Source organism: Marichromatium sp. AB31 (assembly GCF_003718685.1).
Lineage (GTDB): Bacteria > Pseudomonadota > Gammaproteobacteria > Chromatiales > Chromatiaceae > Marichromatium > Marichromatium gracile.
Genome location: NZ_RHFI01000001.1, coordinates 141,672 through 165,527, shown reverse-complemented (window position 1 = coordinate 165,527; position 23,856 = coordinate 141,672). Strand labels below are relative to the sequence as shown.

26 protein-coding genes are annotated in these 23,856 nt (G+C 70.6%); 20 read left to right on the top strand and 6 right to left on the bottom strand.

The window, feature by feature from the left end; genetic code table 11:
- Nucleotides 1-52 precede the first annotated feature (52 nt).
- Nucleotides 53-1,492, top strand: coding sequence for a nitrogen regulation protein NR(I) (ntrC, locus tag EBL84_RS00750; protein ID WP_123139330.1), 1,440 nt, complete (start codon nt 53-55; stop codon nt 1,490-1,492).
- Between the two features lie 91 nt (nt 1,493-1,583).
- Nucleotides 1,584-1,988, top strand: a complete 405-nt coding sequence (locus tag EBL84_RS00745) for a hypothetical protein (RefSeq protein WP_123139071.1) — start codon at nt 1,584-1,586, stop codon at nt 1,986-1,988.
- Nucleotides 1,989-2,024: 36 nt separating this feature from the next.
- On the opposite strand, the gene EBL84_RS00740 is transcribed toward EBL84_RS00745, so the two are convergent.
- The gene (locus EBL84_RS00740; protein ID WP_062272772.1) at nt 2,025-2,249 is read right to left on the bottom strand and encodes a hypothetical protein; all 225 of its coding nucleotides are present in this window, start codon (nt 2,247-2,249) and stop codon (nt 2,025-2,027) included.
- Nucleotides 2,250-2,434: 185 nt separating this feature from the next.
- Here EBL84_RS00740 and EBL84_RS00735 point away from each other — a divergent pair, with 185 nt between their 5' ends.
- Nucleotides 2,435-2,905, top strand: a complete 471-nt coding sequence (locus EBL84_RS00735; protein ID WP_123139070.1) for a tRNA (cytidine(34)-2'-O)-methyltransferase — start codon at nt 2,435-2,437, stop codon at nt 2,903-2,905.
- 39 nt (nt 2,906-2,944) lie between these two features.
- Here EBL84_RS00735 and EBL84_RS00730 read toward each other — a convergent pair whose 3' ends face one another.
- From EBL84_RS00730 to EBL84_RS00715, 4 genes are all read right to left on the bottom strand, one after another.
- Nucleotides 2,945-3,955: an NAD(P)H-dependent glycerol-3-phosphate dehydrogenase gene (locus EBL84_RS00730; protein WP_123139069.1), complete on the bottom strand. Its 1,011-nt coding sequence runs from the start codon at nt 3,953-3,955 to the stop codon at nt 2,945-2,947.
- The gene (gene secB / locus EBL84_RS00725) at nt 3,952-4,446 is read right to left on the bottom strand and encodes a protein-export chaperone SecB (protein ID WP_123139068.1); all 495 of its coding nucleotides are present in this window, start codon (nt 4,444-4,446) and stop codon (nt 3,952-3,954) included. The genes EBL84_RS00730 and secB overlap by 4 nt, the downstream gene beginning before the upstream one ends.
- 147 nt (nt 4,447-4,593) lie before the next feature.
- Nucleotides 4,594-5,031 (bottom strand): rhodanese-like domain-containing protein, encoded by a 438-nt coding sequence (locus EBL84_RS00720; RefSeq protein WP_062272671.1) that lies wholly within the window; start codon nt 5,029-5,031, stop codon nt 4,594-4,596.
- A 156-nt stretch (nt 5,032-5,187) separates the two neighbouring features.
- A complete protein-coding gene (locus EBL84_RS00715) occupies nt 5,188-5,550 on the bottom strand; it encodes a helix-turn-helix transcriptional regulator (protein WP_123139067.1) in 363 nt (120 codons plus the stop codon).
- Nucleotides 5,551-5,733: 183 nt separating this feature from the next.
- On the opposite strand from EBL84_RS00715, the gene EBL84_RS00710 reads away from it, so the two are divergent.
- The 12 genes from EBL84_RS00710 (at nt 5,734) to EBL84_RS00655 (ending at nt 17,815) form a co-directional block, all read left to right on the top strand.
- Nucleotides 5,734-7,107, top strand: coding sequence for a murein hydrolase activator EnvC (locus EBL84_RS00710; RefSeq protein WP_223806934.1), 1,374 nt, complete (start codon nt 5,734-5,736; stop codon nt 7,105-7,107).
- The gene (locus EBL84_RS00705) at nt 7,104-8,471 is read left to right on the top strand and encodes a S41 family peptidase (RefSeq protein ID WP_123139066.1); all 1,368 of its coding nucleotides are present in this window, start codon (nt 7,104-7,106) and stop codon (nt 8,469-8,471) included. The genes EBL84_RS00710 and EBL84_RS00705 overlap by 4 nt, the downstream gene beginning before the upstream one ends.
- A 54-nt stretch (nt 8,472-8,525) precedes the next feature.
- Complete coding sequence (locus EBL84_RS00700) at nt 8,526-9,080, top strand: DJ-1 family glyoxalase III (protein ID WP_123139065.1); 555 nt, start codon at nt 8,526-8,528, stop codon at nt 9,078-9,080.
- A 60-nt stretch (nt 9,081-9,140) separates the two neighbouring features.
- Entirely contained in the window at nt 9,141-10,187 is a 1,047-nt protein-coding gene (locus EBL84_RS00695) for a glycosyl transferase (RefSeq protein ID WP_123139064.1), read from the top strand.
- Nucleotides 10,184-12,058: a nucleoside-diphosphate sugar epimerase/dehydratase gene (locus EBL84_RS00690; protein ID WP_123139063.1), complete on the top strand. Its 1,875-nt coding sequence runs from the start codon at nt 10,184-10,186 to the stop codon at nt 12,056-12,058. Before EBL84_RS00695 ends, EBL84_RS00690 begins: the two co-directional genes overlap by 4 nt.
- Nucleotides 12,037-13,716 (top strand): type II secretion system ATPase GspE, encoded by a 1,680-nt coding sequence (gspE, locus tag EBL84_RS00685; protein WP_123139062.1) that lies wholly within the window; start codon nt 12,037-12,039, stop codon nt 13,714-13,716. The genes EBL84_RS00690 and gspE overlap by 22 nt, the downstream gene beginning before the upstream one ends.
- A gap of 4 nt (nt 13,717-13,720) precedes the next feature.
- On the top strand, nt 13,721-14,929 hold the full coding sequence (locus tag EBL84_RS00680; RefSeq protein ID WP_123139061.1) for a type II secretion system F family protein: 1,209 nt from the start codon (nt 13,721-13,723) through the stop codon (nt 14,927-14,929).
- 77 nt (nt 14,930-15,006) lie between these two features.
- Nucleotides 15,007-15,432, top strand: coding sequence for a type II secretion system major pseudopilin GspG (gene gspG, locus EBL84_RS00675; RefSeq protein ID WP_123139060.1), 426 nt, complete (start codon nt 15,007-15,009; stop codon nt 15,430-15,432).
- Between the two features lie 4 nt (nt 15,433-15,436).
- Nucleotides 15,437-15,892, top strand: coding sequence for a GspH/FimT family pseudopilin (locus tag EBL84_RS00670; protein WP_123139059.1), 456 nt, complete (start codon nt 15,437-15,439; stop codon nt 15,890-15,892).
- Nucleotides 15,889-16,281 carry a prepilin-type N-terminal cleavage/methylation domain-containing protein gene (locus EBL84_RS00665; RefSeq protein WP_123139058.1) on the top strand — a complete coding sequence of 131 codons (393 nt, stop codon included), beginning with the start codon at nt 15,889-15,891 and terminating at the stop codon, nt 16,279-16,281. The genes EBL84_RS00670 and EBL84_RS00665 overlap by 4 nt, the downstream gene beginning before the upstream one ends.
- Nucleotides 16,278-16,979: a prepilin-type N-terminal cleavage/methylation domain-containing protein gene (locus tag EBL84_RS00660; RefSeq protein ID WP_123139057.1), complete on the top strand. Its 702-nt coding sequence runs from the start codon at nt 16,278-16,280 to the stop codon at nt 16,977-16,979. Before EBL84_RS00665 ends, EBL84_RS00660 begins: the two co-directional genes overlap by 4 nt.
- Nucleotides 16,976-17,815, top strand: coding sequence for a general secretion pathway protein GspK (locus EBL84_RS00655; RefSeq protein WP_123139056.1), 840 nt, complete (start codon nt 16,976-16,978; stop codon nt 17,813-17,815). The genes EBL84_RS00660 and EBL84_RS00655 overlap by 4 nt, the downstream gene beginning before the upstream one ends.
- 10 nt (nt 17,816-17,825) lie before the next feature.
- On the opposite strand, the gene EBL84_RS00650 is transcribed toward EBL84_RS00655, so the two are convergent.
- Complete coding sequence (locus EBL84_RS00650) at nt 17,826-18,434, bottom strand: hypothetical protein (protein ID WP_123139055.1); 609 nt, start codon at nt 18,432-18,434, stop codon at nt 17,826-17,828.
- Between the two features lie 316 nt (nt 18,435-18,750).
- Here EBL84_RS00650 and EBL84_RS00645 point away from each other — a divergent pair, with 316 nt between their 5' ends.
- The 5 genes from EBL84_RS00645 to pilQ are packed head-to-tail and all read left to right on the top strand — an operon-like array spanning nt 18,751 to nt 23,800.
- Nucleotides 18,751-19,818, top strand: coding sequence for a pilus assembly protein PilM (locus tag EBL84_RS00645; RefSeq protein WP_123139054.1), 1,068 nt, complete (start codon nt 18,751-18,753; stop codon nt 19,816-19,818).
- Between the two features lie 2 nt (nt 19,819-19,820).
- Nucleotides 19,821-20,390, top strand: a complete 570-nt coding sequence (locus EBL84_RS00640) for a PilN domain-containing protein (protein WP_123139053.1) — start codon at nt 19,821-19,823, stop codon at nt 20,388-20,390.
- A 55-nt stretch (nt 20,391-20,445) separates the two neighbouring features.
- Nucleotides 20,446-21,060, top strand: coding sequence for a type 4a pilus biogenesis protein PilO (locus tag EBL84_RS00635; RefSeq protein ID WP_123139052.1), 615 nt, complete (start codon nt 20,446-20,448; stop codon nt 21,058-21,060).
- Nucleotides 21,057-21,578, top strand: coding sequence for a pilus assembly protein PilP (locus EBL84_RS00630; protein ID WP_123139051.1), 522 nt, complete (start codon nt 21,057-21,059; stop codon nt 21,576-21,578). Before EBL84_RS00635 ends, EBL84_RS00630 begins: the two co-directional genes overlap by 4 nt.
- A 20-nt stretch (nt 21,579-21,598) precedes the next feature.
- The gene (gene pilQ, locus EBL84_RS00625) at nt 21,599-23,800 is read left to right on the top strand and encodes a type IV pilus secretin PilQ (protein WP_123139050.1); all 2,202 of its coding nucleotides are present in this window, start codon (nt 21,599-21,601) and stop codon (nt 23,798-23,800) included.
- The last annotated feature ends 56 nt before the right edge of the window (nt 23,801-23,856 follow it).

The window sequence follows — 23,856 nt, the reverse complement described above, 5'->3', positions numbered from 1 at the left end:
CGCCGTGCCCACGCCGCCCGAGGCATGCCGTCGGCATGCCGGGAGCGCGATGATGCCGCACAGTCTCGAGCGCGGGAATCGCGAGCCCCGGGTCTGGGTGATCGACGACGATCGGTCGATCCGCTGGGTACTGGAACGGGCGTTGCGCAAGGCGCAGATGCACGTCACCTGTTTCTCCAACGGGGTCGGGGTGATGGAGGCGCTGGAGCGCGAGCAGCCCGACGTCATCCTCTCCGACATCCGCATGCCGGGGATCGACGGGCTCGATCTGCTCGAACAGGTCTCGGCCCGCTACCCCGGGCTGCCGGTGATCATCATGACCGCGCACTCGGACCTCGACAGCGCCGTCTCCGCCTTCCACGGCGGCGCCTTCGAGTACCTGCCCAAGCCCTTCGATCTCGACGAGGCGGTGGCGCAGGTCAGCCGCGCCTGCCGGCGTGGTCGCGAGGAGCGTCAGGAGGAGGTGGCGCGTCCGACCGGACCCGACATCATCGGCGAGGCGCCGGCGATGCAGGAGGTGTTCCGCGCCGTCGGGCGGCTGGCGCGCTCCAACATCACCGTGTTGATCAATGGTGAGTCGGGCACCGGCAAGGAGCTGGTGGCCCAGGCGCTGCATCGTCACAGCCCGCGCAGCGAACGTCCGTTCATCGCCCTCAACATGGCGGCGATCCCGCGCGACCTGCTCGAGTCCGAGCTGTTCGGTCACGAGCGCGGTTCCTTCACCGGTGCCCAGGCGCGCCGCGAGGGGCGTTTCGAGCAGGCCGACGGCGGTACCCTGTTCCTCGACGAGATCGGTGACATGCCCGCCGAGCTGCAGACCCGGCTGCTGCGGGTGCTCGCCGACGGCGAGTTCTATCGTGTCGGCGGGGTCGCGCCGATCAAGGTCGACGTGCGCATCATCGCCGCCACCCACCAGGACCTCGAGTCGCTGGTGCGCGAGGGACGCTTTCGCGAGGACCTGTTCCACCGACTCAACGTCATCCGTATCCATCTGCCGGCGCTGCGCGATCGCCGCGAGGACATCCCGCTGCTGATGCGCCACTTCCTCGCGCAGGCGGCGCGCGAGTTGAGCTGCGAGCCCAAGGTGCTGATGCAGGGGGCGATCGAGCGGCTCGAGCGACTCGACTGGCCGGGTAACGTGCGTCAGCTCGAGAACACCGCGCGCTGGCTCACGGTGATGGCCTCGGGCAAGCAGATCCATGCCGAGGACCTGCCCGAGGATCTCAGCGCCTCGCTGACCCAGGAGCAGCCCGAGACATCCTGGGAGACGGTGTTGCGGCGCTGGGCGCGGCAGCGGTTGCAGCAGGGCGAGCGCGGTCTGCTCGACGAGGCGCTGCCGGTCTTCGAGCAGACCCTCATCCAGTGCGCCCTCGAACAGACCGGCGGGCGGCGCCAGGAAGCGGCGCGGCTGCTCGGCTGGGGGCGCAACACCCTGACCCGCAAGATCAAGGAGCTCGGGCTCGAGAGCGAGTCCGAGACCGGGGTGGACTGAGCGCCGGGCTTGGCTTGGGCGGCGGCTGCCGCGACACTAGGTCGACGAGGCCCGGACGTCGTGGACCGGGCATGGCGATGGAGTGAGTCGAGTGGACAGCATCAGTATCGATCTCAAGGGCTCGACGGTCGATGCCGTCGAGCAGCGCGGCGGGCAGCTGCGGATCCATTTCTCGCGCGCCTATCAGCTCAAGACCATGACCGGCTCGCGCGAGCGGACACGCTGGTGGCAGGCCGGAACCCTGGTGTTCGAAGGGGCCGACGAGACCGTCCTGCCCCCTCCGGGTGAGCTGTGCTGCAGCGGTGGCGAGCTCGAGGACAACCTCTATGTCTATCGCGACATGATCCCGGTGCCCTTCGAGAGCCGGGGGCGGGTGGGGTGCAGTCTGGAGTTCGAGGGGCTGGAGGCGCCGCTGGTGGTGCGGGGCGAGGCGGTGCGGCTGGAGCTGGAGGCGGTGCCTCGATATATCGAGCACCTGCGCCCGGAGACGGGGTGACTGCGGCGGCCCCGGCGGCTGCCGGGGCCTGTCGGGTCAGAGTCGCGAGGACCCGACGAGTTCGTGGGCGATGTCGACGACACGGTTGGCCATCGTCATGTACTCGTCACGGTAATTGGCCAGCAGGCCCTCCTGGGACCCCCAGTAGTCCTTACCCGAGACGCCGTTTTCGTGTTCGTAGTCGATGAACTGCTGCTGCATCTCGACCATCTTCTCGATCAGCGCTTGCTTCTCTGCTTTCAGCGCGGCGATGTCACTCATGGACCTGTCCCCCACTATGGCGTGAGCCGTCTGCGACGGCGAATTTAGCAAATGCCGAAGTCTTAATATATCATGCGTCCGCGCGCCGGGGACAACCGTTAAACCCTGGTGCGCGGGCGGATATCTCGCCGTCCGCAAAGGATTTTCCTCCGCCCTCCGCTGCTTCCTGACGAGTCCCGCCCGCGATGTTCGATATCATCCTCTACGAGCCCGAGATCCCGCCCAACACCGGCAATGCGATCCGTCTGAGCGCCAACGCCGGGGCCCGGCTGCACCTGGTCGAGCCGCTCGGCTTCGTGCTCGAGGACAGCAAGCTGCGTCGCGCCGGGCTCGATTATCACGAATGGGCGGAGGTTCGCGTACACGTCTCGCTCGAGAGCTGTCTCGGGCAGCTCGCCCCGCGGCGGCTGTTCGCGCTCACCAGTCATGGCCAGGTGCCCTATACCGAGCCCGACTACCAGCCCGGCGATGCGCTGCTGTTCGGTCCGGAGACCCGGGGGCTGCCGCGCGCGCGCATCGAGGCGCTGCCCGAGTCGCAACGGCTCTATATCCCGATGTGTCCGGGCAATCGCAGTCTCAATCTCTCCAACGCGGTCGCGGTGGTGGTCTTCGAGGCCTGGCGCCAGCAGGGGTTTGCCGGTGCCGCGCCACGCTGAGGGCGGGCGCCCGGACCGCGTGCGGTCCGGGCGTGGGGGTCAGTGGAACTCGGGCTTGGGTTCGCGCTCGAGCAATGCCTGGGTCGCCTGTGCCGGCGAGACCCCGGCGTGGAGCACCAGATAGACCTGTTCGCTGATCGGCATCTCGATGCCGAGACGCTGGGCCAGGCCGTGGATCGCCTTGGCGGTGATCACGCCCTCGACCTCCTGGCCGATGCGCGCGCGTGCCGCCTCGATGCTCTCACCCCGGGCCAGCGCCAGCCCCATGCGGCGGTTGCGTGACTGGTCGTCGGTGCAGGTGAGCACCAGGTCACCCATCCCGGCCAGCCCCATGAAGGTCTCGGGGCGGCCGCCGAGTGCCTGACCGAGCCGGATCAGCTCGGCCAGACCGCGGGTGATCAGCGCCGCACGGGTGTTGGCGCCGAAACCGAGACCGTCGGCGATGCCGGTGGCGATCGCCAGCACGTTCTTCGCCGCGCCGCAGATCTCCACCCCGACCATGTCGCTGCTGGTATAGGCGCGGAAGCGCCCGCCGTGGAGCAGGCCGGCGACGTGTTGGGCGAAGGGCTCGCGTTCGGCGGCGACGGTGACCGCCGTCGGCAGGCCGTCGCCGACCTCGCGGGCGAAGCTCGGCCCGGAGACCACCGCCAGCGGGCGCTCGCCGAGCTCCTCCTGGGCGACCTGATGGAGCAGCTGGTTGCTGCCCGGGTCCAGCCCCTTGGTCGCCCAGGCCACGCCGAAGCCCTTGGAGAGGTGTGCGGCGAGCTGACGGGCGACGGTGCGGAAGGCATGGCTCGGCACCACCACCAGACAGTCGCTGGCGTCGGCCAGGGCCTCGGCGAGCGAGGCGGTGGGGATCAGCCCTTCGGGCAGCGCCACGCCGGGGAGGAACTGGCGATTCTCGCGGTCGCGCTGGAGTGCCGCGATCTGTTCCGGCTCATGACTCCAGAGCCGTACCTGATGGCCGTTGGCCACCAGCTGCAGCGCCAGCGCCGTGCCCCAGGAGCCGGCGCCGATGACTGCGATCCGGGCGCTGGGGGTGGTGCTCAATGCTGGACCGCCTCGGCCGGCTCGGTGCCGCCCTGCTGGGCCTCCTGCTGGGCGCGCTGCTGCTGGTGCTGGGCGAAGAGCATGTCGAAGTTGACGTGCTGCAGCACCAGTTGCGGGAAGCTGCCCTTGACCACCAGGTCGGAGACCACCTCTCGGGCATAGGGGAAGAGCAGGCTCGGGCAATAGGCGCCGAGCATCGGGCCGAGCTCCTGTTCGGGGAAACCGGCGATGTTGAAGATGCCGGCCTGCTGCACCTCGACGATGAAGGCGGTCTTGTCGCCGACCTTGACCGTCACCGTGACCTCGAGCACCACCTCGTAGTGGTCCTTGTCGAGATCGTTGATCCTGGTGTTGAGGTTGAGGGTGTGCTTCGGGGTCCAGTCGCCGCGGAAGAGTTCGGGCGCGTTGGGGGACTCGAAGGAAACATCCTTGATATAGACGCGCTGGACGGAGAATTGACGCTCGGGGGTCTGCTGTTGCTTGTCGGCCATGCCGCGATTCCTGTGTCTGGTGGTGCCCCCGACGTCCTTGACTGGCGTCGGGCGGCGGGAACGGATCGGGCCCGGCCCCGGCGCGCCGGGACGGGGCGAGGGTGCCCGCGCTCGCGCGGGCCGATCAGGCCCGCCGCGCGGCGGGGCTCAGCGCTTCTTCTTGCCGCCGCGGGCCAGCGGCAGGCTCGCCGCCTCCCAGCCCATGATGCCGCCGCGGAGGTTGTAGACCTCCTCGAAGCCCTCCTTGCGCAGCTGGGCGCAGGCCATCTGCGACTGCGAGCCGGAGCGGCAGTTGACGATGATCGGCTTGCCCTTGTGCTTGGCGACGGTGGCGAGCTGATTCTTGAAGCCGTTCATGGGGATGTTGATGGCGTTGAGGATGTGACCCTTGGCAAAGTCGGCCGCCGGGCGCACGTCGATCACCACCGCATCCTGGCGGTTGATCATCTCGGTGGCCGCGAGCGGTTCGACGCTGCCCTTGCTGCCGACGATCAGGTTGTGGATGAGCAACCCGAGGATGACGACGAGCGCCAGGAACAGGAGCCAATGGTTGCCCACGAACTGGACGAGCTGGTCTAGCGACATCGCGATGCAGTCTCACATGAATGTTGGAGCGCCGCCCGCGTGCCGCCCGTCACCGCTGCTGATCGGGGTGCGGCGGCGAGATCGCGCGAACCGGCGCTGGTGCAAAGGGGGTTCAGAGTATAAGGAGCCGCGGCGGTGGGCGACACCCCGGAGGTGTCAGCGCACGTGCTGACAGAAGACCTCGCGCATCATCCCGATCAGCTGCAGGGTGCGACCGTCGCTGACACGGTAGTAGACACGGTTGGCGTCCTTGCGCGAGGCCAGGATACCCTTGTCGCGCAGGATCGCCAGATGCTGGGAGATATTGCTCTGCGAGGTGCCGACATGGTCGACGATCTCCTGCACGCTGACCTCCTGCTCGCCGAGCGTGCACAGGATCTTCAGTCGCAGCGGATGCGACATCGCCTTGAGCGAACGCGAGGCGCGTTCGATATCCGCGTCGTCGGCGAACAGGTCGAGTGGCTCGGAGCCGGCGGCGTTGAGGATCGGGGGAGGAGACTGGCTCAGCTTGCTCACCATCGTGATCGTGTCTAATCAATGTTTCACCATATGATGATAAACGCTTTGCCCGTCAAGCGCGATGCGGCGCGCTGTGAGCCGAATCCGCCCGGATCGATCGCGGATGCCGGGGCTGGGGCGGCGACCGCGCACGCCGCGGCGGAGAGCGCATCATCGAGCAGACATTGACCGGGGGTGGGTGAGTTGAACGCGGCGTCCTGTGTCCCTCGTGCCTGGCCGTGGCTGTGTCTCTGCACGCTGCTGGCGGTCGCGGCGCCGACGGCCGGCTCCGAGCCCGCGCTCGAGACGCGCCAGCGCGACCTCGTCGAGCTCGAGCGCGAGGTCGAGCGCCTCGGCACCGCGCTGGCCGATCAGCAGCGCACCCGTGGCGAGCTGATCGCCGCGCTCGAGGGGCACGAGCGTGAGATCGCCCGACTCGCGCTGGCCGAGCGCGAGATCGCGCAGCAGGAGACCCGTCAGCGCGTCCGTGCCGAGGCGCTCGCGCAGCGTCGCCTCACCGCACGCGCCGCGCTCGACGGCCAGCTCGGCGAACTGGCCGAGCTGGTGCGTACCGCCCACGTGGTCGGGCGCGCCGACCGGTTGCGGCTGCTGCTCAATCAGGAGGACCCGGTTCGCGCCGGGCGGGTGCTGTCCTACTTCGCCTATCTCAATCGCGACCGGGTGCAGCGCATCGATCGGGTACGCGGCGAGATCGAGCGTCTCGCCGCGCTCGCCGCCGCCGCCGCCGAGCAGGCCGCGTTGCTGGCCGAGCTCGGCGCCGAGCGGGGCGCGACGCGCGCCCGGCTGGAGGCCGCCCAGGACGAGCGCGAAACGGTCCTTGCCGCGCTCGAGACGGCGATCGCCGCGCGTCGTGACGACCTCGCCGCGCGCCGCGCCGATGCCGAGACGCTGCGTCGGTTGATCGAGCACCTGCGTCAGCGCGCCGCCATCCAGGCCGAGCTCGAGATCCGTCGCGATCCCTTCGCCGCACGCAAGGGGCGGCTGACCTGGCCGCTCATCGAGGGCCGGGTGCTGGCCGGCTTCGGCAGCCGCAAGGCCGACTCCCAACTGCGTTGGGACGGCGTGCTGCTCGCCGCCGAGGCCGGCGAGGAGGTGCATGCGGTCTACGACGGCCGGGTGGTCTATGCCGACTGGCTGCGCGGCTTCGGCCTGCTGCTGGTGCTCGAGCACGGCGACGGTTTCATGAGCCTCTATGGCCACAACCAGGCGCTGACCAAGGAGGTCGGCGAGTGGGTCGGCGCCGGCGAGGTGATCGCACTCAGTGGCAACAGTGGCGGCCAGCCGCGCCCGGCGCTCTATTTCGCCATCCGCCACGACGGCAAGCCACAGGATCCGACCCAGTGGTGCAGTCGTCCCGGCGCGCGCGCTGCGCTCGGTCACCCACCGGTCGCCGGGAACATGTCGCCGCGCGCGTCGTCCAAGGCGCCGTTGCCCGGGGCGGCGCTGTCGGCGCGTGCGGAAACATGCGATCCTTACGCCATCAGGGATGTCCGCGGTGCGCCGGTCGGCCGCCGCGTCGCCGAATCCATCATCGATCGAGAGATCCCCGCGTCATGATGATCATGCCTCGTCCGCTCGCCCTGGCCCTGGGGCTGTTGCTCGCCGTCGGTCCGTCGGCGTATGCCGCCGAACCCGCCGGTGATGAGATCGCCGCCGCTGACACCGCCTCCGAGGCGCTGCCGCTCGATGAGCTGCGCACCTTCGCCGAGGTCTTCGGTCGCATCAAGACCGACTATGTCGAGTCGGTCGCCGACGGCGAGCTGCTCGAGAGCGCCATCCGCGGCATGCTCGCCGGACTCGATCCGCACTCGGCCTATCTCGACGCCGAGGAGTACCGCGACCTGCGTGTCGGTACCAGCGGCGAGTTCGGCGGACTCGGCATCGAGGTCGGCATGGAGAACGGCTTCGTCAAGGTGATCGCGCCGATCGACGACACCCCGGCACAGCGCGCCGGGCTGCGCGCCGGCGACCTGATCGTGCGCATCGACCACAAGCCGGTGAAGGGGATGAGCCTCAACGATGCCGTCGAGCTGATGCGCGGCGAGCCAGGCACCGAGGTGGTGCTGATGCTGATGCGCGAGGGCGAGGAGGCGCCGCTGGAGCTGACCCTGGAGCGCGCCGTCATCCAGGTCGAGAGCGTCAGGAGCCGGGTGCTCGAGCCCGGCTACGGCTATGTCCGCATCGCCCACTTCCAGTCGCGCACCGCCGAGGACATGACCGCGGCGATCGAGACGCTGAAGGCGGGCGAGACCCCGCTCGCGGGGCTGGTGCTCGACCTGCGCAACAACCCCGGCGGGGTGCTCAACAGCGCCGTCGGGGTGAGCGACGCCTTCCTCACCGGCGGGCTGATCGTCTATACCCAGGGGCGCGATCCGAGCAGCCGGCTCGACTTCAAGGCCGGTCCCGACGACGTGCTCGACGGCGCCCCGCTGGTGGTGCTGGTCAACGGTGGCAGCGCCTCGGCCTCGGAGATCGTCGCCGGCGCGCTGCAGGATCAGCGCCGCGCCATCGTCATGGGTGCCCAGACCTTCGGCAAGGGGTCGGTGCAGACCATCGTCCCGGTCGACGACGAGACCGCGCTCAAGCTCACCACGGCGCGCTACTACACCCCCTCCGGACGCTCGATCCAGGCCCAGGGGATCAGCCCCGACATCCTGCTCGAGCGCGGCGAGTTCCGCCCCCTCGCCGGCGCCTCGGTGGAGCCGCTCAAGGAGGCCGATCTGGTGCGTCATCTCGACGATCCGGACGAGGACGGGACGGTTCCGGTCGAGGCGGACGAACCCGCCGAGGCCGCGACCACCGAGTCGCTCGACGCCGAGGTCGAGCCGACGCCGTTGCGCGCCCGCGACGACTACCAGTTGCTCGAGGCGCTCAACGTGCTCAAGGGTGTCAACATCCTCGGGCGGTCACGCGCCGATTGAGTGCGCCCCTGGCCGCCGATCCATCCATCACTGCAAGTTAAGGAGTGTCAAGCCATGCCCAGGGTACTCGTCCCGCTCGCCGAAGGTCTCGAGGAGCTCGAGGCGGTGACCATCATCGATCTGCTGCGTCGCGGTGAGGTCGAGGTGGTGACGGCCGCGCTCGGTGCCCGTGAGGTCACCGCCAGTCACGGTACCGTGCTGGTGGCCGACACCTCCCTCGACGCGGTCGCCGATGAGCAGTTCGACATGGTGGTGCTGCCCGGCGGCCTGCCCGGCGCCGATCATCTCGATCAGGACCCGCGGGTGCGCGCCCTGCTCCAGCGCCATCACGCCGCCGGCGCCTATACCGCCGCGATCTGCGCCGCGCCCAAGGCGCTGGCCAACCTCGGGCTGCTCGACGAGCGTCGCGCCACCCACTATCCGGGCGCGCTCAATGCCGCCGACTTCCCGCGGGCCGAACTGGTCGACGCCCCGGTGGTGATCGACGGCAAGGTGGTCACCGGCCGTGGCCCCGGCACCGCGATGGACTTCGCCCTGGAGCTGCTCGAACTGCTGCAGGGCAGCGAGTGTCGCGCCCGGGTCGAGACGGGGCTGACACGCGCCGCCTGACCCCTTCCCGATGCAACCGCGCCCGGCCCGCGCCGGGCGCCGACCTCGAACCATTCCGAGATGATCCCACAGACCCCGATCCTGGCCGTGGCGGTGCTCGCCGCCCTGCTCCTGAGCGCGCTCGCCACGCGCTGGCTGTCTGCGCGCGCCGGCACCCGGTTCGGTGCGCTCGACGTCCCCAACGCCCGCTCGCTGCACAGTGCGCCGGTGCCCCGCACCGGCGGTCTGGCGGTGCTGCTGGGGCTGGCGCTGCCGCTGCTCGCGCTCGCCGTGCTGGGGCTGGCGCCGGGCGTGCTCGGCTGGATCGCACTGGCGCTGGCGCCGGTGGCGGCGGTCGCCTTCGTCGACGACCTCGGCGAGGTCGCGCCGCGCTGGCGGCTGCTCGCCCAGGTGCTCGGCGCGCTGGTGCTGATCGCCGTCGGGTTGCGCTGGGGCGTGGTCGAGCTGCCCGGGGTGGCGTGGGCGCTGCCGCTGGTCGCGAGTCTGCCGCTGACCCTGCTGGCGGTGGTGTGGATGACCAATCTCTACAACTTCATGGACGGCATGGACGGGCTGGCGGCGAGCATGACCCTGTTCGGTTTCGGTGCCCTGGCGCTGCTCGGCTGGAAGGGCGGCGAGCCGGGCTATGCCGCCGTCGCCGGTTGCGTGGCCGCTGCCGGTGCCGGCTTCCTCAGCGGCAATTTCCCACCGGCGCGGATCTTCCTCGGTGACGTCGGCTCGGCCTCGCTGGGGCTGCTGGCGGCGGCCCTGGCGCTGTGGGGCGCGCAGCTCGGGTTGTTCCCGCTGTGGGTGGCGCTGCTCGCCTTCTCGCCCTTCGTGGTCGATGCCACCTGGACCCTGCTCGTACGGCTCGCGCGCGGCGAGCGGGTGTGGCAGGCGCATCGCTCGCACCACTACCAGCGCCTGGTGCTCGCCGGCTGGTCGCACCGCCGCACCCTGCTGCGTGCCCAGCTGCTGATGGCCGCCGCCAGCGCCTGCGCGGTCGCCGCGCCGGGGCTGGTGGCGCGCGATCAGTGGCTGGTGATCGGTGCCTGGTGCGCGATCTATCTGCTGGTGCACCTCAAGGTCGGGCTGGTCGAGCGCGCCGCCGCGGGGTCGCGCGCATGAACCCGGTGCTCGACCGGCTGCGCTCGCGCACCGCCGCCTTCGCCCACGATCTCGTCACCATCCCAGCGGCCTGGCTGCTGGCCTACTGGCTGCGCTTCAACCTCGGCGAGATCCCCCCCGAGTTCCTCGCCGGGGCGCTGCAGGCGCTGCCCTGGGTGATGCTGGTGCAGGGCAGCGTCTATTGGGCCTTCGGGCTCTATCGCGGGGTGTGGCGCTTCGCCTCGCTGCCGGACCTGATCCGTATCCTCAAGGCGGTGGTGGTCGGCTCGCTGCTGGTGATCGCGGTGCTCTTCATCGTCAACCGCTCGCTGGCGCTGCCGCGCTCGGTGCCGGTGATCTATCTCGGCCTGCAGCTGGCGCTGCTGACCGGGCCGCGCCTGCTCTATCGCTGGCTCAAGGATCGCAAGCTCGACCTCTCCGGCGGTCAGCGGGTGCTGATCGTCGGTGCCGGGCGCGCCGGCGAGATGCTGGTGCGCGATATGCTGCGCGACCCGCGCCGCGCCTATGTCCCGATCGGCTTCCTCGACGACAAGCTGCGCCGTCAGGGCAGCGAGGTCCACGGCGTGCCGGTGCTGGGGTCGACCACGGCGCTGCCGGCGCTGGCCGCGCGTCACGACGTCGAGCTGGTGCTGCTGGCGGTGCCGAGCGCCGGGGCGCGACAGATGCGCCGCCTGGTGGCGCTGTGCGAGCGCGCCGGGGTGGCCTTCCGCACCGTCCCCGAGCTGGCCAGCCTGATGCGCGGCGAGGTCAGCATCGGCCAGCTGCGCCCGGTGTCGATCGAGGACCTGCTCGGGCGCGACCCGGTGCGGCTCGACTGGGACGGGATCTGTGCCGGGCTCTCGGGACGGGCGATCCTGATCACCGGCGCCGGCGGTTCGATCGGCTCGGAGCTGGTGCGCCAGCTCGCCGGCGCCGCCCCCGAGCGACTGATCCTGGTCGACAGCTGCGAGTACAACCTCTATCGCATCGAGCTGGAGCTGCGCGAGCGCCACCCCGGGCTCGCCTTCTCGCGCCACCTGCTCGACGTCACCGACGCCACCGCGATCGATGCCCTGTTCGCCGCCGAGCGCCCGGCGATCGTCTTCCACGCCGCCGCCTACAAGCACGTGCCGATGCTCGAGGATCAGGTCGGGGTGGCGGTGCGCAACAACGTCGGCGGCACCCGGGTGGTGGCCGAGGCGGCGGTCGCCCACGCCTGCGAGCGCTTCGTGCTGATCTCCACCGACAAGGCGGTGCACCCGGCCAACGTGATGGGTGCGACCAAGCGGCTGGCCGAGGCGCTGTGCCAGCGCCTCGATCGCGCCGAGGGCTGCCGCTTCATCACCGTGCGCTTCGGCAACGTGCTCGGCTCGGCCGGGAGCGTGGTGCCGCTGTTCCGTCGTCAGCTCGAACGCGGCGGTCCGCTCACCGTCACCCATCCCGAGATCGAGCGCTTCTTCATGACCATCCCCGAGGCCTGCCAGCTGATCATGCAGGCGGCGGCGATCGGCGAGGGCGGCGAGATCTTCGTTCTCGACATGGGCGAGCCGATCCGCATCGCCTATCTCGCCGAACAGATGATCCGGCTCGCCGGGCGCGAGCCCGGGGTCGACGTGGCCATCGAGTACGTCGGCCTGCGCCCCGGCGAGAAGCTCTACGAGGAGCTGTTCTACGACGGCGAGGACCTGGTCGAGACCGCGCACCCGAAGATCCGCGCCGCGCGCGGCGCCGGGGTCGCGCTCGATCCAGATCGCCTCGAGGCGCTGTGCCGCAGCGCGGTCGATGGCGACGAGCGCGCCGCCCGCGCGCTGCTGCAGGGGCTGTTGCCGGAGTGGCAGAGCCCGGTGATCGCGCCGGAGGGCGCCTGCGCATGTCCGCCGCCCCCGAGCTGAGCGCGGCCGAGTCCGCGGCGCTGACGCGTCTGGCGCGCGCCGGCCGGCTCACCGAGAGCGATCTGGCGCGCGCCCGGCGCCTCGCCGAGGAGGGCGGCGAGGCACTGCTGCCGATGCTGTTGCGGCTCGGGTTGGTGGCCGAGCGCGCGCTCGCCGAGGCGCTGGCCGCCGAGCTCGGGCTCGAACTGGTCGAGTCCGAGCGCTTTCCGGGTGCGCCGGTGGCCGAGGAGCGCTTCACCCCGCGTTTTCTCAAGGACGCCCGGGTGTTGCCGCTGGCCGAGCGCGACGGCGTGCTGGAGGTCGCACTCGCCAACCCCGCCGATCCCTTCGTCGTCCAGGCGGTGCGACTCGCCGCCGCCGGCCCGGTGCGTCTGGCGGTGGCGCTGCCGAGCGTGCTCGAACAGAGCTTCGAGCGGCTCTACGAGGCCGCGCCCGAGCCCGCGGCGGAGGAGCCGAGCGGCGAGATCGACGCCACCGACATCGAGCAGCTCAAGGACCTCGCCAGCGAGGCCCCGGTGATCCGCATGGTCAACCAGCTGCTGCAGCGCGCCGTCGAGGCGCGCGCCTCGGACATCCATCTCGAGCCCTTCGCCGACACCCTGCGGGTGCGCTATCGCGTCGACGGCGTGTTGCAGGAGGTCGAGGCGCCGCCGGTGCGCTCGAGCGCGGCGGTGATCTCGCGGGTCAAGATCATGGCGCGGCTCAACATCGCCGAGCGCCGCCTGCCGCAGGACGGGCGCATCCCGCTGCGGGTGCAGGGGCGCGAGCTCGATCTGCGCGTCTCCACGGTGCCGACCCTGTTCGGCGAGAGCCTGGTGATCCGGCTGCTCGACAAGGACCGGGTGCGCTTCGACCTCGATGCCCTCGGCTTCGACGGTGCGCTGCGCGCGCGGCTCGATCGGGTGCTCGAACACCCCTACGGCATCCTCCTGGTCACCGGGCCGACCGGCTCGGGCAAGAGCACCACCCTCTACACCCTGCTCGCGCGGCTCAACACCGAGTCGCGCAAGATCATCACCGTCGAGGACCCGGTCGAGTATCAGCTCGCCGGGATCAACCAGATCCCGGTGCGCCCGGCCATCGGCATGACCTTCGCCAGCGCGCTGCGGGCGATCGTGCGCCAGGACCCGGACGTCATCATGGTCGGTGAGATGCGCGACCTGGAGACGGCGCGCATCGCGGTGCAGTCGGCGCTGACCGGACACCTGGTGCTCTCCACCCTGCACACCAACGATGCCGCAAGCGGTGCCACCCGGCTGCTCGAGATGGGGGTCGAGGACTATCTGCTGACCTCCACCGTCAACGGCATCCTCGCGCAGCGGCTGGTACGGCGGCTCTGCCCCCACTGTCGCGCGCGCTATCGCGCCGACGCCGAGCTGGCCGCGCGACTCGGCCTCGCCACGGACGCGCTCGACCTCCACCGCGCCGTCGGCTGCGACGCCTGTCGCGGCACCGGCTATCACGGCCGGCTGGTGATCGGCGAGCTGCTGATCCTCTCCGAGGCGGTCCGTGCCGCCGTGCTCGATCATGCCGGGGCCGCCGAGATCCGCCGCATCGCCCGTGCCGAGGGCATGGTGACCATGTTCGAGGACGGGGTGACGAAGGCGCGCGCCGGGCTGACCAGCATCGAGGAGGTGCTGCGGGTGGCCGAGGACTGAGACCATGGCGCGCTTCCAGTTCCGCGCAGTCAGGCTCGAGGGCGAGACGCTCGACGGCGAGCGCGAGGCGCCGGATCTGGCGGCGCTGCGCGCGCAGCTGCAGCACGAGGGCCTGCTGGTGCTGGAGCTGCGCCCGGCCGGCGGGCTGCGGGCGCGGTTGCGCGCGCGCGCGCGTCGTCGGCTCGGGCGCGCCGAGGTCACCGCGCTGACCCGTCAGCTCGCCACCCTGCTGGAGTCGGGCATGGCCCTCGACCGTGCGCTGCAGATCCTCATCGAGCTGGCCGCCGCGGGGCCGACCACCCGGGTGCTCGGCGACCTGCAGCAGCGGGTGCGCGGTGGTGCGAGCTTCTCGACCGCGCTCGCCGAGCAGGACGGTCAGTTCTCCAGGCTCTATGTCAGCATGGTGCGCGCGGGCGAGGCCGGCGGCGCGCTCGATCGCGTGCTGGGGAGTCTGGCCGATTATCTCGAACGCATCGCCGAGCTGCGCCAGACGGTGATCTCGGCGCTGGTCTACCCGGCGATCCTGGTCGCGGTGGCGGGGCTGACGGTGGCCCTGCTGCTGATCTTCGTCGTCCCCCAGTTCGCCGGGCTGTTCGCCGACATGGGCGCGACCCTGCCGCGCTCGACCCGCATCCTCATCGGTCTCGGCGAGCTGCTGCGCGACTCTTGGTGGGTGCTGCTCTGTCTGCCCGCGCCGATCGCCCTGGCGCTCGAACGCTGGCTGGAGGACCCGGCGCGCCGCGTCCGGCTCGATCGCCGCCTGCTCGGGCTGCCGCTGGCCGGTGCGCTGCTGTGGCGGCTGGAGACGGCGCGGCTCTGTCACACCCTCGCCACCCTGCTCGGCAACGGTCTGCCGCTGGCCGGCGCGCTCGATCTGGCCCGCGAGGTGGTGACCAACCGCGCGCTCGCCGAACGGCTCGAGGCCGCCGGCGACGAGCTGCGTCGCGGGCGTGGTCTGGCCGGTCCGCTGGCGCGCCACCAGGCGCTGCCGCCGCTGGCGCTGCAGATGGTCCGGGTCGGCGAGGAGTCGGGCGGGCTGGAGCCGGTGCTGGCGAAGGTCGCGACGATCTACGATCGCGAGACCCGCGCTGCGGTGCAGCGCCTGCTCGCGTTGCTCGAACCGGCGCTGATCCTCGGCCTCGGGGTGGTGGTCGCCGGGATCATCCTCTCGATCCTTGGCGCCATCCTCGGTGCCAACGCCCTGGTGGTCTGAGGCCGGCGCGGGCGTTTGCCCGTGCTTTCCCCGGCCCTCTAGAATGGCCTCCCCTTCACTCGCGTATCGGCATTGCCATGGATTCTCAGCGTTCGCGTATGTACGGTTTCACCCTGGTCGAGCTGCTGGTGGTGCTCGCCATCCTCGGACTGCTCGCCGGGGTGGTCGGTCCCCAGGTGATGAAGTTCCTCGACAGCTCCAAGAGCAAGACCGCCAAGCTGCAGGTCGACAGCCTCGCCGCCACCCTCGATCTCTACCGGCTCGAGGTCGGGCGCTATCCGAGCACCAGCGAGGGGCTCGAGGCGCTGGTGCGCAATACCGCCGACCTCGACACCTGGAACGGCCCCTATCTCACCAAGGGCGAGGTGCCCACCGACCCCTGGGGCAACCCCTATCATTACCGTTTCCCCGGCGAGCACGGCGGTTTCGACCTGTGGACCTTCGGCGCCGACAACCGCGAGGGCGGCGAGGGCGAGAGCGCCGACCTCCACAGCTGGGACTGAGCGCGTGCGCGCCGCTCGCGCGCCCGGGTTCACCCTGGTCGAGCTGCTGGTGGTGCTGGCGATCCTCGGGCTGGTGCTCGCCGCGCTCCCCGGCGCCTTCAGCGCCGCGCTCCCCGGGGTCGAGGCCAAGGCCGCGGCGCGGCGCACGGTGGCCGCGCTGCGCCTGACGCGCGAGCGGGCGATCCGCGAGGCCCGCGCCGAGGCGCTGCTGGTGCGCCCCGCCGCGCACCGTCTGGAGCCGCCGGGTGCGGCGCCGGTGCAGCTGCCGCGGCGTCTGGCGCTGCATCTGGAGACGGCCCGCGCCGAGCTGGTTGGTGCGCGCGCCGGGGCCATCCGTTTCTTCCCCGACGGCAGTTCGAGCGGCGGGCGCATCGTGCTGAGCGCCGAGGGGCGCGGCTATCAGGTCGGGGTGCACTGGCTCACCGGGCGGGTGCGCATGGCCCCCTGGAGCGCGCCATGAGCCGGGCGCGCGAGCGCGGCTTCTCGCTGCTCGAGGCGGTGGTCGCCTTCGCCATCCTCGCCCTTGCCCTCGGGGTGCTGCTGGAGATCTTCTCGCGCGCCTCGCTCGCCAGTCAGCGCGCGACCATGCTGGCACGCGCCTCGGCGCTCGCCGAGTCGCGCCTGGCGCTGGTCGACGGCGGTGCCGTCGAGCTCGTCCCCGGGGTGATCGAGGGCGGCGAGGCGGCGGGGATGCGCTGGAGCCTGGCGATGATCCCGCTGGCGCGCGCCGGGCTCGCCGCCGGCGATCCCCAGCCCTACCGGGTCGAGGCGCGGGTGCGCTGGGTCGAGGCCGGGCGCGAGCGTCGGCTGGTGCTGCCCACCCAACGTCTCGGCGCGCCGCAGCCATGAGACCGAGTCCGCGCCGCCGCGCGCGCGGCTTCACCCTGCTCGAACTGCTGGTGGCGCTGGCGCTGCTCGGGCTGATCGCGACCCTGGTGTTCGCCGGGCTGCGCCTCGGTGCGCGCACCTGGGAGGCGGTCGATGCCCGCGCCGAGGCGCTCGCCGAGCTGCGCGCGGTGCATGGTTTCGTCGGTCGCGCGCTGCGTCAGGGGCGGGCGCTGGCGCTGACCCGCGAGGACGGCGTGCACCCGGTGTTCGCCGGCGACAGCGAACGTCTGGAGTGGGTTGCGCCCTTGTCGACCCATGTCGGCCTGCCCGGTCTGCATCTGCTGCGTCTGACCCGCGAGCGGGGGGCACGCGGCGAGGTGCTGATGCTCACCCACTGGCTGTTCCATCCCGAGGTGCTCGCCGGCGCGTCCGGTACGCCGCCCTGGGTGGCGCTGGCCGATGAGCCGCCAGCGCCCGGTGCGCCGGGCGAGGAACTGGACCTGGGCGACGGCGCCTTTGGCCGGACCCTGCTGCTGGCGGGGCCGATGCGCTTCGAGCTGGCCTATTACGGCACCCGCGAGGGCGAGCCGGGCCCGGCCTGGCATCGCGACTGGCTGGGTCAGCCGCGCCCGCCGCGGTTGGTGCGGATGCGGTTGCGCACCGCGGCGCTCGACTGGCCCGAGCTGGTGGTGGCGCTCGCCGATGAGGCGGCGCGATGAGTGCGTCGCGTCAGCGCGGGGTGGCGCTGCTGCTGGTGCTCTGGGTGCTGGCGCTATTGACGGTGATGGCCGCCGGGCTGACCGCCACCGGGCGCAGCGAGTTGGCGCTGGTCGACAACGCGCTCGCCGCCGCGCGCTTCCGCGCCGCCGCCGATGCCGCGCTCGCCGAGGTGGCGCTACGCCTGACGCTGCCGCCGGGGCGGCTTGGCGAGCCGCTGTGGCGGGTCGACGCCACGCCCCATCCCTGGACCTTCGGCGGCGAGCGGCTGGAGGTCCGCATCCAGGACCTCGGCGGGCTGATCGATCTCAACCGCGCCGACCCGCAGCGGCTCACCGACCTGTTGCGGGTCCTCGGGGTCGAACCGGGGCGAGCCGGACGGCTGGCGGCGGAGATCGTCGACTGGCGCGATGGCGATGCATTGACCCGCGCGGGGGGCGCCGAAGACGCCGATTACCGCGCCCTCGGTCGCGCCTTCGGGGCCCGCGATGGCGATCTGCCGCTGGTCGACGAGCTGGCGCTGCTGCCGGGGATGACGCCCGAGCTGGTCGCGGCGCTGGCGCCGCTGACGCGGGTGACGGGTGACGCTGGCGGGATCGCGCGCGCCTTCGCCCCGGCGGCGGTGCTCGCCGCACTCGACGGTCTCGGGCTGGAGCAGGCGCAAGCACTGCGCGCGGCGCGCGAGATCGATCCCAGGCTGCGCGGTGGGCCGCGCTATCGCGTCGAGGTGCGCGCCCGCGACGGTGGCTGGCGGTTGCTGGCGCTGCTCGAACTCGGTGCCGACCCGGGGCGCCCCTATCGCGTGCGCTGGCGCCGCCTCGTCTATCCCGGCGCCTGATCCGGGCGGTTCAGACGCCGGGCTCGGCGAGCAGCCGCTCCAGGGCGGGGAGGTCGGCGCCGCGCCAGGGGCGGTCGTCGACCGGGTCGAGCGGCGGCTGGCGCCGCGCCCGTGGCGGCAGCACGATCAGCTCGAAGGGCTGGTCGCCGGCGACGAAGCTGAAGGCGGGGTGGGCATTGCGGGCACCGCCGGGATAGCGCAGGGTGCGCTCGCCCTCGTCCCAGGGAATGCCCTGGTCGTGGAGACGGAAGAGCACGTCCTCGGGGCGCTCGGCATAGAGCAGCAACTCGACCCCGAGGCTGGGGTCGCCGACGCCCTGCAGCGCCGCGCCGACCAGTCGCGGCGAGAAGTCGGCGAGGTTGCGCATCGCCCCGGCGGCGGCCTCGCGCATCCGCCGCAACTGCGCGGCGTCGTCGTCGCGGAACAGCCGGCGCTGGGTCAGCAGCGCCTCCTGCACGGTCTCGTTGTCCGGCCAGTGCCGACGGTCGCGGATGCCGGTGCGGGTGGCGGCCTTGCGTCTGGCCCGGTCGAAGTCGGACAGGCCCTGTTCGATCATGATGCGCGCGGCCTCGTAGGCCATTCGCGCACGCAGGGCGTCGGTGCGCGCTCGTGCGGTCATCGCTGAACCCCTCCGCTCGTTCGCCGGTCCCGCCGGGGCGGGTCTGTGGACGACCATCGCGGGCGTCGTCACGCCCGTATCGGCACCGACACTAGCATGGCCGACGGCGGCGGCGGAAGGGTGTTCCGGCAAGGGCACCGTGCGTGGCGCGGCGATGAGCTCGGTTGTCGGGGCGCGGACCGGGTGGTGGTGCCGCCAGGATGGTCGTCGCGACGATGAATGCTCGCGAAAGCGCAAAATTTTGATATCTTTAGAGCCATTATCGTAGAAGTCGGTTTACCCGCTCCGGGTACGATCGAGCAGACGAGATCACTGAATGTTCGGCCTCATCAGCAAGAACCGTACACTGATCGGTGTCGATATCGGCTCGACCTCGGTCAAGCTCATCGAACTCTCGCGCGGGCACGCCAACGCCTCGAGCGGGTTGCGCCTCGAGCACTTCGCCATCGAGCCGCTGCCGGCCAATGCGGTCGCCGAGAAGAAGATCGTCGAGTCCGAGGCGGTGGGCGAGACCATCGCCCGTGCGGTGAGTCGCTCGGGCACCGAGACCAAGCGTGCCGCCGTGGCGGTGGCCGGCTCGGCGGTGATCACCAAGATGATCGTGATGCCGGGCGGACTCGAGGACGCCGAGCTGGAGAGCCAGATCGAACTCGAGGCCGACCAGTACATCCCCTATCCGCTCGAGGAGGTCAATCTCGACTTCGAGGTGATCGGTCCCTCGCAGACCAACCCGGGGATGATCGACGTGCTGCTCGCCGCCTCGCGCACCGAGAACGTCGACGACCGGGTCAACGCCCTCGAGACCGCCGGGCTGGTGCCGGCGATCGTCGACGTCGAGGCCTATGCCATGGAGAACGCCTGTGCGCTGCTGCTCGAGGAGGACGGCGAGCCGGGCGCGACCGTCGCCCTGGCCGACGTCGGCAGCGCGACCACCACCCTGCACGTGCTCCACGAGGGGCGCATCGTCTATACCCGCGAACAGAACTTCGGCGGGCAGCAGCTGCGTGACGAGGTGCAGCGTCGCTACGGCTTCTCGCGTGAGCAGGCGGCGGCGAAGATCCTCGACGGCGATGTCGCCGAGGGCTACGACATCGATGTGCTCGCGCCCTTCAAGGAGGCCTTGGCGCAACAGATCGGCCGTGCGCTGCAGTTCTTCTATTCGGGCACCAGCTACAACCGGGTCGACCGGCTGGTGATCTCCGGCGGCGTGGCCTCGCTGCCCCGGCTCGATCAGCTCGTCAGCGAGCGACTGCGTATTCCGACCACCATCGCCAATCCCTTCGCGCGCATGACCCTGGCCCCGACGCTCGACGCCCAGGCGTTGATGCGCGAGGCGCCGGGGATGATGCTCGCGCTCGGCCTGGCCCTGCGGGGAGTGGACTAGAGATGCCACGGATCAACCTGCTGCCGTGGCGCGAAGAGGCGCGACAGCGGCGCAAGAAGGAGCTGGCGATCGCCGCCGGCGCGGCGCTCGGCGCGACCCTGGTGCTGGCGGTGCTGGTGCACCTTCATTACGACGGGCGCATCGCCTATCAGGAGAGTCGCAACCAGCTGTTGCAGCAGGAGATCGCCCAGCTCCAGCGCAAGATCCGCGAGATCGACCGGCTCGAGCAGACCAAGGCCGACCTGCTTGCGCGCATGGAGGTCATCCAGAACCTGCAGCAGAGTCGGCCCGAGATCGTCCACCTCTTCGAGGAGCTGGTGGTGACCATCCCCGAGGGAGTCTATCTCAACCGTCTCGAGCAGAAGGGGCGTTCGGTGGTGGTCGAGGGGCGCGCCCAGTCCAACGCCCGGGTCTCGGCCTTCATGAGCAGCATCGAGTCATCGGACTGGGTCGGCAATCCGCGGCTGATGCTGATCGAGAACAAGGACAAGACCGGGACCGGGCTGAGCCACTTCCGGCTGTCCTTCGATCAGGTCCGCCCCGGCGGCGAGGACGAGGACCAGCCGGCATGATCGGCGCGACACGTGGCTCGCCCCCGACGGAGACCGCGACGCGGCGGAGATCGTCATGGATCTGAATCAACTCAACGAACTCGATCTCAGCACCATCGGCGACTGGCCGCTGCCGGCCAAGGCGGCGGTGATCGCGGTCGGCTGTCTGCTGCTCGGCGTCGCGGCCTACCATTTCGACATCAAGAATCAGCTGATGCTGCTCGAGACCGCCGAGCGTCAGGAGCAGCAGCTGCGTGCCGATTTCGAGAAGAAACAGCGCAAGGCGGCCAACCTCGCCGGCTATCGTCAGCAGCTCGCCGAGATGGAGGAGTCGTTCGGCGCCATGCTGCGCCAGTTGCCGAACAAGACCGAGGTCGCCTCGCTGCTGATCGATGTCTCCCAGACCGGGCTGGCCAACGGGCTGGAGTTCGAGCGCTTCGAGCCCGAGGGCGAGAACCAGCGCGACTTCTACGCCGAGCTGCCGATCCGGATCCGCGTCAACGGCAGCTATCACGAGTTCGGTCGATTCATCAGCGGGCTCGCGGCGCTGCCGCGCATCGTCACCATCCACGACATCGAGATCGAGCAGCCCGGCGGTCGCGACCGGGATGTCGCCGAGGCGGGGCGCAAGCTCTCGCTCGATGCCACCGTCAAGACCTATCGCTATCTCGACGAGGGGGCGGCGCAATGAACCGGATCCGCCTGTCCGTCCCGGTCGCCGCGCTGCTGGTGCTGGCCGGCTGTGGTGGCGGCAACATGTCCGATCTCGAACGCTATGTCGGCGAGGTCAAGTCGCGTCCGCCGCGTCCGGTCGAGCCGCTGCCCGAGATCCAGCCGGTCGACAGCTTCGTGTTCGACCCCGGCGATCGACGTGACCCCTTCGTCCCCGATCGCGGGCTCGCCCCGCTCGCCGCCGAGGAGAGCGACAACGGTCTGGCGCCCGACCCCAATCGCCGCAAGGAGGTGCTCGAGGGCTATGCACTCGATGCCTTGCGCATGGTCGGGACGCTCGAGCAGACGGACCTGCGCTGGGCGCTGGTGCGGACCCAGGACGGGGTCCTGCACCGGGTGCGGGTCGGCAACTACATGGGGCTGAACAACGGGCAGATCGTCAGCATCGACGAGGACTCGATCGAGCTCATCGAGATCGTCGCCGACGCCCCGGGGCAGTGGCGCGAGCGCGACGCGGCCCTGGAGCTTTCCGAATGATTTCTGGAGGGGACCCCGGCATGAACGCACCATCTCAATCCGATGCACGCCTCGGGAGGGCGCTGGCGCGCGGCGTGCGCCGGCCGGTCGTGTCGCTGTGTCTTCTGCTCCTGCTGCTCGCCGGCTGGAGCACCGCGACGATGGCCGTGGAGCTGCGCGACGTGCAGTTCGCCGCCCAGCCCGGCAACCGGGTCGAGATCCAACTCGAACTCTCGGCGCCGGTGAGTCCGCCCGAGACCTTCGCCACCGATGCGCCGGCGCGGATTGCGCTCGACTTCCCCGGGGTGAGCAACGGGCTCGATGAGCGCTCGCTGCCGATCGGCATCGGTTCGGTGCACAGCCTGGTGGCGGTGGAGGCGAGCAATCGCACCCGGGTGGTGATCAATCTCAGCGATCCCGTCCCCTATCGGGTGAGCAGCGAGGGCAACCGGGTGCGTCTGATCATCGAGACCCAGGCCGACGCGGCCGGCTCGCCGCCGAGTCGGCAAACGACAGCGGCGCTGTCCCGACCGACCGCGACGCGCGCGCCGTCGACGCCGGCCTCCGGCGGTTCGGTGCGCGATATCGACTTCAGACGCGGCGCCGAGGGTGAGGGGCGGGTGCTGATCCGTCTGCCCAACCCCGAGACCCGGGTGACGGTGCGCGAGCAGGGGCGGCGGGTGATGGTCGAACTGCACGACACCTCGCTGCCGCGCCGGTTGTTCCGCCGACTCGACGTGGTCGACTTCGCCACCCCGGTGGTGGCCGTCGAGTCGCGCCCGCGCGGGCGCAACGTCGAGGTCGCGGTGGAGACCGGCAGCGATTACGACTACATGGCCTATCAGACCGACGACCTCTTCACCCTCGACTTCCGTCCGCTGACCGCGGCGGAGAAGGAAGAGCAGCTGCGCAGCAAGGTCGTCTACGAGGGCGAGCGGCTGTCGCTGAACTTCCAGGACATCGAGGTGCGGGCGGTGCTGCAGGTGCTGGCCGACTTCACCGATCTCAATCTGGTGGCCAGCGACACCGTCACCGGCAACATCACCCTGCGGCTGAAGAACGTCCCCTGGGACCAGGCGCTCGACATCATCCTCAAGACCAAGGGACTGTCGATGCGCCGTACCGGCAACGTCATCATGGTTGCGCCGACCGAGGAGATCGCCAGCCAGGAAGAGCTGGAGATGCGCTCGATGCAGAAGATCGAGGAGCTGGCGCCGTTGCGCTCGGAGTTCATCCAGGTCAACTACGCCAAGGCCGCCGATCTCGCCCGTCTGCTCAAGAGCGAGGAGAACCAGCTGCTGACCAAGGATCGCGGCAACGTCACCGTCGACGAGCGCACCAACACCCTGCTGGTGCAGGACACCGCCGCGCGGCTCGAGGACATCCGCGGCATCGTCACCCGGCTCGACGTACCGGTGCGCCAGGTGATGATCGAGTCGCGGGTGGTGATCGCCGAGAGCAACTTCGCGCGCGATCTCGGCGTGCGCTTCGGGCTGTCGACCTCGTTCGGCGCCGCGGGCGGCAACGAGGTGATGATCGCCGGCGCCCAGCCCGGCACCCTCGAGATCGGTGGCTTCGACAAGGGCCCCTTCGGTCTCAACGTCGACACCGGCAGCCCCTACAACTCCGGGATCATCGACGAGGACGACAACCAGACCCTGATGGTCGACCTCGCCGCCCCCAACCCATCCGGCGCGGTCAACTTCCTGATCGGCAAGGTCGGCTCCTATCTGCTCCAGCTCGAACTCTCGGCGATGCAACAGGAGGGACGCGGCGAGATCATCTCCAGCCCGCGGGTGATCACCTCCGATCAGCACCAGGCGACGATCAAGGTCGGTCAGCAGATCCCCTATCAGACGGTGTCGCAGAACGGCACCCAGACCCAGTTCAAGGACGCGGTGCTGCAGCTCGACGTCACCCCGCACATCACCCCCGATGACAGGGTGATCATGGACCTGTTGGTCAACAAGGACGCGCCCAACTATACCAACGAGACCGATAGCGGCATCGCCATCGATACCCGCTCGGTGGAGACCTCGGTGCTGGTCGACAACGGCGAGACCGTGGTGCTCGGCGGCGTCTACGAGCGCACCCGCGGCTTCAAGAAAGAACAGGTGCCCTGGCTCGGCGACATCCCGGTGGTGGGACGGCTGTTCAAGCAGGAGCTGCGAGAGGATAACAACAGCGAACTGCTGATCTTCGTGACCCCCAAGATCCTCCGCGGCGATCTCGCGCGACGCTGATGGCGCCGTCCCGGCGCCCTCGGGAACCCGCATCTTTCCCGGGGATGCCGGCGTTT

Coding starts and splice junctions, on each gene's coding strand:
- ntrC (WP_123139330.1), top strand. CDS start 53: ATGCCGCACAGTCTCGAGCGCGGGAATCGCGAGCCCCGGGTCTGGGTG.
- EBL84_RS00740 (WP_062272772.1), bottom strand. CDS start 2,249: ATGAGTGACATCGCCGCGCTGAAAGCAGAGAAGCAAGCGCTGATCGAG.
- EBL84_RS00735 (WP_123139070.1), top strand. CDS start 2,435: ATGTTCGATATCATCCTCTACGAGCCCGAGATCCCGCCCAACACCGGC.
- secB (WP_123139068.1), bottom strand. CDS start 4,446: ATGGCCGACAAGCAACAGCAGACCCCCGAGCGTCAATTCTCCGTCCAG.
- EBL84_RS00720 (WP_062272671.1), bottom strand. CDS start 5,031: ATGTCGCTAGACCAGCTCGTCCAGTTCGTGGGCAACCATTGGCTCCTG.
- EBL84_RS00715 (WP_123139067.1), bottom strand. CDS start 5,550: ATGGTGAGCAAGCTGAGCCAGTCTCCTCCCCCGATCCTCAACGCCGCC.
- EBL84_RS00705 (WP_123139066.1), top strand. CDS start 7,104: ATGATGATCATGCCTCGTCCGCTCGCCCTGGCCCTGGGGCTGTTGCTC.
- EBL84_RS00700 (WP_123139065.1), top strand. CDS start 8,526: ATGCCCAGGGTACTCGTCCCGCTCGCCGAAGGTCTCGAGGAGCTCGAG.
- EBL84_RS00695 (WP_123139064.1), top strand. CDS start 9,141: ATGATCCCACAGACCCCGATCCTGGCCGTGGCGGTGCTCGCCGCCCTG.
- EBL84_RS00690 (WP_123139063.1), top strand. CDS start 10,184: ATGAACCCGGTGCTCGACCGGCTGCGCTCGCGCACCGCCGCCTTCGCC.
- gspE (WP_123139062.1), top strand. CDS start 12,037: ATGTCCGCCGCCCCCGAGCTGAGCGCGGCCGAGTCCGCGGCGCTGACG.
- EBL84_RS00680 (WP_123139061.1), top strand. CDS start 13,721: ATGGCGCGCTTCCAGTTCCGCGCAGTCAGGCTCGAGGGCGAGACGCTC.
- gspG (WP_123139060.1), top strand. CDS start 15,007: ATGGATTCTCAGCGTTCGCGTATGTACGGTTTCACCCTGGTCGAGCTG.
- EBL84_RS00665 (WP_123139058.1), top strand. CDS start 15,889: ATGAGCCGGGCGCGCGAGCGCGGCTTCTCGCTGCTCGAGGCGGTGGTC.
- EBL84_RS00660 (WP_123139057.1), top strand. CDS start 16,278: ATGAGACCGAGTCCGCGCCGCCGCGCGCGCGGCTTCACCCTGCTCGAA.
- EBL84_RS00655 (WP_123139056.1), top strand. CDS start 16,976: ATGAGTGCGTCGCGTCAGCGCGGGGTGGCGCTGCTGCTGGTGCTCTGG.
- EBL84_RS00650 (WP_123139055.1), bottom strand. CDS start 18,434: ATGACCGCACGAGCGCGCACCGACGCCCTGCGTGCGCGAATGGCCTAC.
- EBL84_RS00645 (WP_123139054.1), top strand. CDS start 18,751: ATGTTCGGCCTCATCAGCAAGAACCGTACACTGATCGGTGTCGATATC.
- EBL84_RS00640 (WP_123139053.1), top strand. CDS start 19,821: ATGCCACGGATCAACCTGCTGCCGTGGCGCGAAGAGGCGCGACAGCGG.
- EBL84_RS00635 (WP_123139052.1), top strand. CDS start 20,446: ATGGATCTGAATCAACTCAACGAACTCGATCTCAGCACCATCGGCGAC.
- EBL84_RS00630 (WP_123139051.1), top strand. CDS start 21,057: ATGAACCGGATCCGCCTGTCCGTCCCGGTCGCCGCGCTGCTGGTGCTG.
- pilQ (WP_123139050.1), top strand. CDS start 21,599: ATGAACGCACCATCTCAATCCGATGCACGCCTCGGGAGGGCGCTGGCG.